The 11914-nt window shown below is 59.1% G+C and carries 9 protein-coding genes; 5 read left to right on the forward strand and 4 right to left on the reverse strand.

The genetic code is table 11. The annotated features are described in order from the left end of the window. Positions 1 to 151: 151 nt before the first annotated feature. Together CA51_RS20855 and CA51_RS20860 are read right to left on the reverse strand one after the other, a co-directional pair. Complete coding sequence (locus CA51_RS20855; protein WP_145123099.1) at positions 152 to 613, reverse strand: YHS domain-containing protein; 462 nt, start codon at positions 611 to 613, stop codon at positions 152 to 154. 120 nt (positions 614 to 733) lie between these two features. Continuing rightward, positions 734 to 1594 (reverse strand): OmpA family protein, encoded by an 861-nt coding sequence (locus tag CA51_RS20860; protein ID WP_145123100.1) that lies wholly within the window; start codon positions 1592 to 1594, stop codon positions 734 to 736. Positions 1595 to 1855: 261 nt separating this feature from the next. Here CA51_RS20860 and coaE point away from each other — a divergent pair, with 261 nt between their 5' ends. The 3 genes from coaE to ribH all read left to right on the forward strand — a co-directional run bounded on the left by coaE (position 1856) and on the right by ribH (position 4671). Further along, the gene (gene coaE / locus CA51_RS26550; protein ID WP_197451362.1) at positions 1856 to 2455 is read left to right on the forward strand and encodes a dephospho-CoA kinase; all 600 of its coding nucleotides are present in this window, start codon (positions 1856 to 1858) and stop codon (positions 2453 to 2455) included. A 213-nt stretch (positions 2456 to 2668) separates the two neighbouring features. Continuing rightward, a complete protein-coding gene (gene rho, locus CA51_RS20870; RefSeq protein ID WP_145123102.1) occupies positions 2669 to 4165 on the forward strand; it encodes a transcription termination factor Rho in 1497 nt (498 codons plus the stop codon). A gap of 2 nt (positions 4166 to 4167) precedes the next feature. Next, positions 4168 to 4671, forward strand: coding sequence for a 6,7-dimethyl-8-ribityllumazine synthase (gene ribH, locus CA51_RS20875; RefSeq protein WP_145123103.1), 504 nt, complete (start codon positions 4168 to 4170; stop codon positions 4669 to 4671). A gap of 51 nt (positions 4672 to 4722) precedes the next feature. Here ribH and CA51_RS20880 read toward each other — a convergent pair whose 3' ends face one another. Then, positions 4723 to 7095, reverse strand: a complete 2373-nt coding sequence (locus CA51_RS20880; RefSeq protein WP_145123104.1) for a transglutaminase domain-containing protein — start codon at positions 7093 to 7095, stop codon at positions 4723 to 4725. After that, on the reverse strand, positions 7092 to 8345 hold the full coding sequence (locus tag CA51_RS20885) for a DUF58 domain-containing protein (protein ID WP_197451363.1): 1254 nt from the start codon (positions 8343 to 8345) through the stop codon (positions 7092 to 7094). The genes CA51_RS20880 and CA51_RS20885 overlap by 4 nt, the downstream gene beginning before the upstream one ends. Before the next feature lie 273 nt (positions 8346 to 8618). Here CA51_RS20885 and CA51_RS20890 point away from each other — a divergent pair, with 273 nt between their 5' ends. Next, on the forward strand, positions 8619 to 9635 hold the full coding sequence (locus tag CA51_RS20890) for an AAA family ATPase (protein ID WP_145123106.1): 1017 nt from the start codon (positions 8619 to 8621) through the stop codon (positions 9633 to 9635). Then, on the forward strand, positions 9632 to 11800 hold the full coding sequence (locus CA51_RS20895; RefSeq protein WP_145123107.1) for a tetratricopeptide repeat protein: 2169 nt from the start codon (positions 9632 to 9634) through the stop codon (positions 11798 to 11800). Before CA51_RS20890 ends, CA51_RS20895 begins: the two co-directional genes overlap by 4 nt. Positions 11801 to 11914: the final 114 nt, after the last annotated feature.

Raw genomic sequence — 11914 nt, forward strand, 5'->3', positions numbered from 1 at the left:
CCCCATGAACAGGGCTTGGTCGGTGACAAGCACCGACTGGGTTTGCCAGCTTCGCTGGGCAAACAAAAAAGCGGCCCGTTTTGGGACCGCGTGTCTGCAAATCTGGGCGTCGTCGCGGAACGATCGACGCCAATGGCAACGTCAGCTGGCGTTACTTCTTGACGACTTCGAAGCCGGTCTTGAACGCTTTTTCACCAAACAGCATTTCCAGCTGAGCGTCCCCTTCGGCTGCCGCTGCTTTGCCTTTGCAGCCGCCACAGCAGAACGCAACTTTGTGGTTGTCGACGGTGACCGATTGATCGGGGTTCGCATCGCGGCCGGCGATCGGGCAATGGACCTGCTTGGCCTGGCCGGTGACGAACAACTGCAAGTTCGCTTTGGCTGCGTATTTCTTCTGATCGGCGACGAATCGCTTCATGCAGCCAGGGCAACAGAAGTAGACCTTCGCATCCTTGTACTGGGTCGATGCGGCGGCATCGCCGACGGTGAATTCGGTCCCGGCAACGGGGCACTTGCACTTCTTGGTCGCAAGCGTGTCGTCAGCCGCACTGGCAAAGCTGGTGAGTGTGGCAACGGCCAACAGAACGCAAATGACAGGATTGGAAGAGCGCATGAATTTCCTCTTGGTGCGTGGAACGGAAGGATGGGAATCCAGAATCGAAAAATCGCGGCTCCCAACAGGAATGGTAACCAAGCCCGACCGAGATCGCAAACCTTCCCCAAGTCGACTGAATTAAAACGTCTCGGGATATATCACGATTTCGACGCGGCGGTTGGCGGCGCGGCCGACGGCGGTTGTATTGTCGCCGCGGGGGTAATTGGATCCTTGCGCGAGCGTGAACAATTGCTGCGGTGGCAGATTGTTGCGTCGCGTCAGATGCTCGAAGACCGCTGATGCTTGGGCGGCGGAGAGTTGATGGTTGCTGCCATACATTCCGCCGTACAACTGCTGGTCGTCGGTGTAGCCTTCGATGCCAATCTTTTGGCGGGGAAAGTTCTGCTGAATTGCGGCTGCGATGGGATCGAGCATCGCCGCGGCGCCTCCAACGATCTGAGCTGAATTCCGCTGGAACAACTGGTCCGAAGGAATACGAATTCGGATCGCTTCGTTTTCGAACGAGACAGGCAACCCGCCCAGGCTCAATTGGCTGGCCGCTTGACGGAGATTGGTGTTGGGCGTGATCGTCGCGCCGCCACGAAAGCGGCTGGAAGCCTGCAGTCCCTGGAACTGCTGTTGAGCGTCGGCGGCGGCGAGGTGCGCCTCCTGCATCCGCCCGGTGACTTCGGCCAACTGAGTCCGCATCAGATTGACTTCATCTTTGTAGACCTGCGACTGCTGTTCGGCTTGGGCGAGTTGTGTATGCAGTTGGCGGTTGTTATCGTCCAAGTGCCGGACGCGGCGTTCGAGATCGGCCAACTGGGCTTGCGCCGCTTGCAGCGAATTCGGATCGGCGGCCATCGCAACTCCAGGCTGCCCGCCGGGCCATGCCGCGCCGGGGTTGCTGGCTAAGCGAGGGTTCTGCGTACAGCCAGCCAAACCTGTTGTAAGACAACAGACCCAAAGCAAGGCGATCGTGTGATTGGTTGTACGCATGTCGGTTGATGTTGAAGTGACCTTCGCAGAAACATCCTTGGGGCCAAGCGTAGCAAGGCTGGCAAAACCACAGCAAGAGCAGTAATGGATGCGGGGGCAGTGATCACACCGCCAACAATTGCTAGCTCAGGCTGGACCGCATAGACAAGTGTCCTACACGATCTCGACCTGAAAGAAAAATAAATGCCAACGGCAGCGCGGCGTTCTGACAAACGAGAACGCGCGGCTCACGGAACCATCTCTGACCAGACGTCTTACAACATGATTGTGATAGGAATCATCGGTCCGCCTGCGGGCGGTAAATCCACCGTTGCACGGGCTCTTGCGGAACAGGGAGCAGCGTGGATCAACGCCGACCGCTTGGCTCACGCTGCGCTGCGGATGGGTCGGGTAAAGAATAAGCTTCGCGAGCACTTTGGCGATTCTATTTTTAATACCGCCGGCGCGGTCCAACGCCCCGCATTGGCAGCGAAAGTTTTTGGGGATGACCCTACCAGTAGACGGCAGTTAGAATATATTGAGAGCGTGCTACATCCGGTCGTTGGGCAGTTGGCGGCCCGGAAATTGCAACGTCTAGCTGCTCAACAGCAGTCCGTGGTCGTAATCGATGCACCGCTGTTGATCGAAGCGAATTGGCATTTCCAATGCGACGAAATTTGGTATGTCGATTCTCCGTGGGAACAGCGGATCCAATGGATTGCTAAGCGATCTTGGACGCCTGAACAACTTCGCCAACGCGAAGCGCGTCAGCTATCGCTTGCGGAAAAACGAAGATACGCAACGCGGATCCTCGACAACTCCCAGGGGCCTCCTCACACCAGGCGGCAGATACTTGCTCTCTGGAGGCAGCTAACCAAATAACAACAAAATCCACCGCAGCGATGGCTGACTGTCCGCGCTATTGCTTTGCCGTGTAAGATAGTGACTGCAAAGCTCTTATCCCAAAGCGTTTGTCGATGCAGGATGCATCCTCACACAACTCAACAATCCTGCCGACAACGATTACCCATCTCCTTCCTGATCGCCCGCTTGCTCGCAAGCTAGGTTAGCTCTCCTATTCGATTGATCCTAATCATGGAACCTCGCAAACCCAATCGCCAAAATTCGTCTCGCCCTCTGCAACGCGGCCGCAATCAGAGCTTTGGTGGTGGTTCGCGACCGCGTCACCCCGACGCTGAGGTCGATCAACGCATCCGAGAACTCGACGCCGAGCGCGACCCGCTGTCGCTGCCCGAAGAGATCGTCGTCGAAGCGACCCGCGCCGGCGGTTCGGTCGGCGTGCCACAACAACGCAGCGACAACGCGCCGATGAACCTGGCGCAGTTGCAGTTGTTGTCGCGCGATGAACTTGTCGCCCTGGCCGAGGCCGAAGGGGTGACCGACATCGAAAAGTGCAGCCGCTTGGATCTCAGCTTCAGCGTGCTCAAACGCCGGATGGCCAATAACGGTTTGATGTACGGGGAAGGGACGCTGGAGATCCTGCCCGACGGGTTTGGGTTCTTGCGCAGCCCCGACGCTCATTACATCTCCTGCCCCGACGACATCTACGTCTCCCCCAGCCAAATCCGCCGCTTCGGTTTGCAGACCGGCAGCTCGGTCGCCGGCCAGATCCGACCTCCCAAAGAAAACGAACGCTACTTTGCGCTGCTCCGCGTCGAAGCGATCAACCGCCGCGATCCGATGGACCGCCAACGGAACGTTCGCTTCGAAGACCTGACTCCGCTGCATCCCAACGCGCGGATTATCATGGAGACCGACGCGCACGAGATGTCGACTCGAGTCATCGATCTGCTGGCACCGATCGGTTTCGGCCAACGCGGCTTGATCGTCAGTCCACCGCGAGCCGGTAAGACCGTCTTGATGCAGAAGATGGCCCGCTCGGTTCTGGAAAACTATCCCGATGCCTACGTGATCGTGCTGCTTGTCGACGAGCGGCCCGAAGAGGTCACCGACATGGAGCGGGAGGTCAAAGGCCCGCACTGCGAAGTCATCAGCAGCACGTTCGACGAACCACCGGCGCGACACATCCAAGTCGCTCAGATGGTGATCGAGAAGGCCAAGCGAATGGTTGAATACGGCATCGACGTCGTGATCTTCCTCGATTCGATCACACGCCTGGGCCGCGCTTACAACTCCGAGGGCGGCGGTACTGGCAAACTGCTCTCGGGCGGTTTGGACGCCGGGGCGTTGCAGAAACCCAAAGCCTTCTTCGGATCGGCTCGCAAGCTGGAAGAGGGTGGATCGCTGACGATCCTAGCAACCGCACTTGTCGACACCGGCAGCCGCATGGATGACGTGATCTTTGAAGAATTCAAAGGGACCGGCAACATGGAGATCGTGCTGGATCGCAATCTGGTCGATCGACGGATCTGGCCCTCGATCGATCCGGGCCGTAGCGGCACGCGACGCGAGGAGATGCTGATGGATGACGAAGAGCATCGTCGGATCAGCATCTTGCGGCGCGTGATGGCGGAATTGAATCCGCCCGAAGCGATGGACATGCTGATCAAACAACTCAAGAAGACCCAAAACAACGCTGAGTTTTTGCTCAGCCTCAAGGAAGTCGACTGATCATGAAGACAGAGATTAACGGAACTCAAGGCCCTCTGCCCGAAGGCAAGGTCGCCATCGTGGTATCGCGGTACAACGAATCGATCACCGGTCAATTGCTGCAAGGAGCCCGCGAGACGCTGCAGGCAGCCGGGCTCGCCGAAGAAGACATCCAAGTGATCTGGGTCTCGGGAGCGTGGGAACTGCCGCTGCCGACCTCTTACGCCGCGCGTCGCAAGGAAACGCTGGCGGTGATCACTCTAGGCGCGGTGATCAAAGGGGAAACGACACACGACGAACACATCAACCGCAGCGTCTGCAACGCATTGATGGACATCGGCCTGGGGACGGGCAAACCGGTCCTGTTAGGCCTGCTGACCTGTAACACCGTCGACCAAGCGATCCAACGCGCCGGTGGCAACATGGGGAACAAGGGATCCGAGTGTGCCGAAGCGGCGCTGGAGATGATCCGCGTCGTCGACCAGATGCAAGACCAAGGGACTCCACGAGTCGGCTTCCATCGCTAAACCGATCGGTTCCTCAAATCGAAGCGACTGCACCGTGGAGCGTCGCGGCGTTTAGCGCAGCAGCGTCCAGAAGCGTGGATCCAGGCGACCGATGATCCATCGCGGCAATCCGCTAACCTGGCGGATGCGGCGCTTGGTTCGTCGCTGCACTTCCAAACAGGTCTGCCGGGCTAGTCGACTGCCGTGGCCGTAGCGTTGTCGAAGATGAAACTCGGTCAGCTTGGCAAACTCCGGATAGATTGACGTCACCCGCGCGGCAAACTCCATTTGCGTTTCGCCATACTCTCGCTGCACTCCCGTTTCAGCCAACTGCAAGATCGTTGCCCGCTGGGTGACGCGGATCAGTTCCTGATCGGCGGCGAAGCGAGGCGACAGCAGGATCCAAGCCTTGGCGGCGTACAACAACGCGATCGCAGCCAACAACGCCCACGGCAGATGGACCATCCGCAACGGAAAGCCACGCGGCGGCTGGACCGCTTCTTGGACCTGCTTCTTATGCTGGTCCTTCTTCCTCGCCTTGTCGGCCAGGAATTGGCTGACCGTTTTATCTGGTTCTGGGGGTACCTGCGTCGACTCGTCGATCTTCTCGGGCATCGCATCGATGATCACCCAACCCGCGGCCTCCAGATAAATCTCTGCCCAAGCATGCGCATCGGTCGATTGAATCAAGATCGATGACGACTTGCCGCTACGTTCGGTGGGGACCATGTAACCAGTACCGATCCGCGCCGGAATGCCAAGCGAACGCATCAGGTAGACGCTAGCGTGGGCGATGTGAACGCAATAGCCATGGCGGGCACCAAACAGAAACTGCTCAGCCGGATTGTTGTGAGGGTCTTCGAATTTGGGGTCGTGCGAATACGTTGTGTTCTTCTCCAGCCAACGCTGGATCGACAACGCCTTGATCATCGCGGAATTTTCCAGATCGTCTTCCAAGTCGGTTGTCGTCTGCTTGAGAACGATCTCATCGGCCAACGCTTTGTAGCGAGGATCGTCGGGAGCTTTGGTGTAGTGGGCCCACACGGCATCGTCCCAGTCGGCGTCGCCGGGATCGTGATAGAACAAGCTGGCGTATAAGTCGTAGACCTCCTCGTCGACGACCGGATCGGTCAATACACAACTGGTCGCGCGATAGGACTGACGAAAGTACTGCGGGTCGGGGTTCGGCAGCGGAGCAAACGAAATCATGCTCGGCAGAGCAAACGGCCGCGGTTGGTCGGCGATCAGATTGACGACCATCGGCACGATCCGATGCATATCCTCGGGCAGCGGGATCCCGCCGATTAGCACCTCGTCGTTGGAAAAGCCGCTGGGAATGTCGGTGTCGAACCGATCGTCGGACGCCACCACCAACCGCTTGCCGTTGAAGTGACTGACGGCCGTCTGACGAAAGTACCAGATCTTCTCGTAGGGCTGAATGTCTTCTTCCAGCAGGACCAAGGCGATCGGTTGCGGAGTGTGCTGCGGGGACGAGGCCGAGGGAAACGGATCGTCATCGGCCGCTCCTCGCGGCGCCGAAGCGGCTCCGCCCCCCGAAGCACCGCCTCCCTGTGAGCCTGCGTCACCCGAACCGGAACCTCCTCGACCGCCCGCCGCCCCCGAGCCGCCAGCTCCCGCGACACCACCTTCTGTTCCCGCGACACCGGAATCGGCCGCGTCTCCACTGCCATCGGATGCGGCGACGGGGCGCACGCCTCCCGGAGGCTCAATGAAATCGGGCGTTGGGTTTCGCAAGAACCGACCGCCGATCCACACCAGCAGAACGAACAGTGCCATCAGCGTCAGAACCGACGTCGCGGCATGCCGTCCCGTCGTCCGTCGCATGTTGGCGATCAGCCCGGTCGTCAGCGCGGCCAGTCCAAGCAAGACGAATAGCGTCGGCAGTTCGTAACCCTCGATCCCTGCCCAGTCGGAGAGGAACCGCGGGTTCCCCCAGTGATAGTTCCGGTGAGCGGCGAACCGCAGACAGATCGCCGCGATCATGACCACTGGGTCGAGCATCGAAAACGCGCGGCAACTCCGGCTGATCGATCGAACCAACAGCACGACGCCCATCGCCAACATCGCCAGCGTCATCCCTTGTATCGCGATCAACGTCGCCGGAATGCCAATCAGAGACGGCACCAACCACCAACGGCCCAGCAGTGCCGGCCCCACCAACCCGACTGCGATCAACGCCATGCCGATCGACGCCGGCACAACATTGCGTAACGATTGGCCAACGTGCCAGCGGTACAGCCAGACTCCCGCAACGGCACCGATCCCAGCGGCGAGCACCGCGGCGGGACTGGCGACTGCGGAGCTGAGCAGCATCGCCGACAAGCCATACCCAGCGGTCAACAGGATCGCCTGCATGCGAGTTTCAGGCTGCCGTGCTTCGACGCCAGAGGCAACTTGGTTCGGCGGAGCGTTTGCGTGACTCATGCGACCTCTCCTCGATATCCGGCGGTCGACCACGCTTGCCCCGAGCGTCGATGGATGATCCGTGTCGAGATCCCAGCGGCCGACAACCGGTCGACCACGGTCTGCACTTGCTGCAATTGAATCATGTCGCCCGGATCGCGATGAAACGCCCACGAGGGAAAGAAGCGATGGCGTCGCGGCGGCGCCGGTTCATCGACGCCGATGATCGCATCGATCTGCAACTGCGACGCAGCCTGGCCGGCGACGACGCGATCGATCCAAGTTCCCGGTTGGCTCGGAACAAACGCGACGCAATGTTTGATCACATGGTCTTGGATCGTCGATCCGATCCCCGCGACGATCCCACCACCGCTCTGCCGCGCGTCGGCCGACAGAATGATCTGCTCGATCGCTTCGGCTGAACTATCGGTTGCCGCCGCCGATCCATCCGCTTGGAACAAGATCTCTTCGCCCGCCTGCTTCAATTCGGTCACGATCGTTCGGGCGACGCCAGCCGACGCTTGGTCGCCAGGCCCCGCAACAAAACACGCGATGGTTTGCGACATGCTGGCGATCGAATTCTCCGGTTGCCGAACCAACAATTGACGCGTTCGCGCATAGTGTTTCCAAAGCACCAATTTCAAGGGATCGCCCGGCCGATAATGTCGCATTTCGACCAGGTCGCCATGCGGTTTGCCATTGGGATGAACCAAGTCATCGCCCTGTTGGTCGCGACGAACCTGCGCGATGCTGCATCCGGCGGCAGGCAACGGTTCGACGCGGACGGCTTGCGCAAAGGTTCTGCAAAACTTCACGCTGCTCAATCCAAAAACGTCGCCGACTTCGAACTGCCGGACGATCTCGCTGCGCTGCATCCGCTGGCTGACACGGATGGTTTCGTGACAACCGTCGCGACCGCGCGACAAATCGACCTGCACGCCGTCGCAATTCAACCAACGCATATTAACGACGACACAAGGAATCGACGCGAGCAACGGCAGCGTCAATCCGGTCTCGCACTGGACCGACTCCATCGCGTCGATCCGATCGGGAACCGGCAGATTACGAAATCGCAACCACAGTCCGGTCGCCAACACAGCTAACGCCATCACCGCGATCACAAACAACCCGCCCACACAAGCCGCTAACAGCAAACGATCATGCTCCTGAAGCGCCAGATACCGCAGCGCGACTCCGGCCACGACAATCGAGACTGCACCGCGCGCGGTCAGCGGGATCCAGTCGAAGCACGCCCGAAGAGAGCGTTTCACCGTATTGAACATACGTATCCTCGCAGCGGACTTGGTGATAAATGGCGTTGGAGCGACCGCACGGCGAACCCAATATTTTTAGAACGATTCGATTAAGATACCGAAATAATGGTCGACTGCAGGGATGCTTTCACTACTTCCTTCAGCTATTTTTTAGATTCCTGCAATGACTACACCGCCTTGTCTCGCTTGCCTTCCCCACGGTTCCGAGGCATCGCAATAGCAGTCGGCGAGTAGCAACCAGTCATTTAGTTCCAACGCGAGCCAGGCACAGTGCAAACGGTTACGACCCTTTCGGATGCCTCCCAAGTTTATCGATCGCTCAAGGCATCCTGCGAAGCGGAGGTGCAGGGGCGTTCCGATGTGATCGATCTGATTCTGATCGCATTGTTCGCCGATGGACACGTGCTGCTGGAAGACCATCCCGGATCGGGAAAGACGACGTTGGCCAAAGCGCTTGGCAATTGCATCCATCGTCCTTCCGATGCCGATCCACGCTTCGCGGCGTTCCGCCGGATTCAATTCACCCCCGACCTGCTGCCATCGGATGTGACCGGCACGACGGTCTTCGATCCCAATCAAAATCAACTGACCTATCACCCCGGCCCCGTTTTTGCCAACGTCGTCTTGGCCGATGAAATCAACCGCACCAGCCCCAAGGTGCAGTCGTCGATGCTGGAAGCGATGGCTGAAAAACAGGTAACGGTCGACAACGTGACGCATCCGTTGGAAGAGACGTTCCTGGTGATCGCGACGCAAAATCCACTGGACCAAGCCGGCACCTACCCGCTTCCCAAAGCCCAGCTCGATCGCTTCTTATTCAAGGTTCGGATGACGTTCCTGTCGCGGGAGCACGAATTGGAAGTGCTGGCGATGAAGTACCCGCAGTGTCGCTTTGATTCATTTGTTGCGGCTGAATTGCTCGATCCGCCGATGCGAGAGATCCGCCCCGAAACGATTGCCCAGGCGCGGCAGGTGATCCAACGGGAGGTCAAAATCGATCGCTCGATCACCGAAGCATTGGTCGAGATCGCCGGTCGCTTGCGCGACGAACCACGCGTCGCCCAAGGGATCTCGACTCGCGCTCTGGTCGTCACGATCCCGGCACTCCAGGCGCGGGCGATGATGCAAGGCCGCGACTTCGTTTCCCCCGACGACATCAAATCGCTCGCGTTTCCGATCTTCAGCCATCGCTTGGAACTGCAACCGGGCATCTCCAGCGGCGACCTGGTTGTCGAACAGGTGATGTTGCCGGTGATCGAATCGTTATGCCGCAAGTCGATCCGATGAACTGCACCCACAAGACCATCACGACGTTCGCGCCGCGTCTGATTTTGGACGGGGTGCTTCTTTTGATCGTGTGTTTCGTTGTCGGCTGCGACAGCGAAATCGACATCTATCCGCCCGCTCCCTTCGAACACGTCGGAGAAGGATTCCCGGAGATCATTGCGCTGACTAGCGAACCGTTGGTGGACGACCAACCGGCATTCGACGAGTACTGGGAGCGAAGGACTGCGGTTTTCGAAAAGGCACGAAACGAGACGATCCTGGCGGAGGCACCAGAAATCGAAAAGGATCTCTTCGACGCAGCCCACGATGAGAACTTCGCGTTGGCTCGCAAGTTGGCCGATCAGGTTCTACAAGAGAATCCCGATTCGCTTGTCGGTCTGTACGCGATGGCTCACGTGGAAGCCTACGCCGAAAACGACTTCGCCTACGCGCTCAATTCGATCCGCCGAGCGCGAGCTCAAGCCGAGGCGATGGGGCGACGCAACCCACGCGATCCAATCGGGCAGGAGTGGTACATCTGGATTCTCGCGACCGAGTGGCACATCCTGTTTTCGCTGGACCGGTCCGAAGAAGTCATCGCGGCGGCGGAGCGAATCGAACAAATCTATGCGCCGGTCCCTTGGATGAAAGATTTTTCGTTGATCAAGCTGGAACGCTTCGACGAGGCCCGCGCGGAGATCGCGAAGTATCGCGGATTGGGGACGTTCGACCTCGATGCCGACAATTCCGTGATGGTCATCGAAGACAAACTGAAGCGACGTGAGTCGAGCCTGGAGGCGGCGCGAGCGATGTGCCAACGGTTCCCCGAACGCCGCGTGCTGCAATACAACCTCGGCTTGGCCGCCATCTCCAACGCGAGTTTTGCTGAAGCGGAGCAAGCGTTTTTGGCGGCGGCCGCGGCGACCGATGACTCAGCCAGCACGACACCTTACGTCCCTTTGGCGGCATTGCTGGTTCAACAGGGACGTTTTCCCGAAGCGCTCGACGCCCTCAAGCAAGCCCAGATCGATCGCGGACAACGCGAGCCCTATACGCTCCATAACGACGAGGCGAATACCAACTTGGCGATCGCGTCGGTCCTGCTCGCGTACAACGAAGCGGACTTGGCATTACGGTTCGCGCGTCGCGCCACCGAATCGCCCGATCGCGCCGGTTCGACCTCCATCAACGAACGCGAGCTACGGATTTCGGACGGCTTGGTCCTCTGGACGATTCAAAAATATGCGCGCGAGGAATTGCAGGAGCAGCTGTCGATCGGCGCTGTGCCGTCGGCCGCCGCACTCGCTCAACTAGCCGGCTTGCAATCCGCGCTGTGGCAGACGAAGCAGAAGTTCACAAGCGAACTGATCCACTCGCTGACCGTCGACCTGGTCCGTCCGCACCGGGCGGGCGGTATCGGGATCGAATCGCAGATCCTGTCGTGGCACCAATTCATGCTGTTGGATCTGATTCCGCTGGGCGTTTTGGAAGTCGCCCTCTCCGCCGCCGAAAAGGGAGAGACACCGGATTGGGTATCGCCCTATCAGCAAGCGATCCGAGCGGGCATCCGGCTGCGGAAGCACGACGATGCCGAGGCGCTGCGACTGGCAACCGCTGCGCTCGAAGAATTACCGCCGCGCGCCGAAAAGGTATTCCGTGGCTTCGTCGCTGCGATCGCGGGACAAGCCGCATGGCGGCTGGATCAACCCGACGAAGCGATCGGACACTGGAGCACCGCGATGCGCGATTTCCCGCAAGCGTTCCGATTGTTAGATATCCAGATCCCAATTCGGCTGAGCCACCAGGGTTCCGACTTGGAACAAAAGGTCGTCGCGACATTGGCGGCATCGAGTCGTTTTTTTGAAGACCCTCGCGGTTGCGAAATCATTGTTCGCCCGTTTCAGGACCAACAGCTATTGATCGAAATGTTCCGCAACGATCGTTCGAGGCATTTGGAAATATTGGTTCCGATCAGCAGCGAAGAGGGCTTTGTCGAAACGACGGTCGAGCTGTTTCATCAGCGATTTTTCCAGCCGCTTGTCGAATTGACACAAGCCGATCTGGGATCGTTGGATGGATCGCCTGTCGCAGCTCGGATGCGAAGAGAAGTCGATCAATTGCTCTCCGACTTTATCCAGGCGGAACAACCGAGCAATGATCCGGAGCCGCAAAGCGACCCGATGTAATCTCATCAGATGCCGCGTCTTCGCTGGCATACAGAAGCAGGACCGCAGCGCTGGCAGTTTGCAGAATGAGCTAGTGACGGCTCAGCGATCCAAGTGTGACGCCACAGCGGAGAG

The organism is Rosistilla oblonga, assembly GCF_007751715.1.
GTDB classification, from domain to species: Bacteria; Planctomycetota; Planctomycetia; order Pirellulales; family Pirellulaceae; genus Rosistilla; species Rosistilla oblonga.

Excerpts from the sequence above, each read along its gene's own strand:
- coaE (WP_197451362.1), top strand. The coding sequence starts at position 1,856 with ATGATTGTGATAGGAATCATCGGTCCGCCTGCGGGCGGTAAATCCACC.
- CA51_RS20880 (WP_145123104.1), bottom strand. The coding sequence starts at position 7,095 with ATGAGTCACGCAAACGCTCCGCCGAACCAAGTTGCCTCTGGCGTCGAA.
- rho (WP_145123102.1), top strand. The coding sequence starts at position 2,669 with ATGGAACCTCGCAAACCCAATCGCCAAAATTCGTCTCGCCCTCTGCAA.
- CA51_RS20895 (WP_145123107.1), top strand. The coding sequence starts at position 9,632 with ATGAACTGCACCCACAAGACCATCACGACGTTCGCGCCGCGTCTGATT.
- ribH (WP_145123103.1), top strand. The coding sequence starts at position 4,168 with ATGAAGACAGAGATTAACGGAACTCAAGGCCCTCTGCCCGAAGGCAAG.
- CA51_RS20855 (WP_145123099.1), bottom strand. The coding sequence starts at position 613 with ATGCGCTCTTCCAATCCTGTCATTTGCGTTCTGTTGGCCGTTGCCACA.
- CA51_RS20860 (WP_145123100.1), bottom strand. The coding sequence starts at position 1,594 with ATGCGTACAACCAATCACACGATCGCCTTGCTTTGGGTCTGTTGTCTT.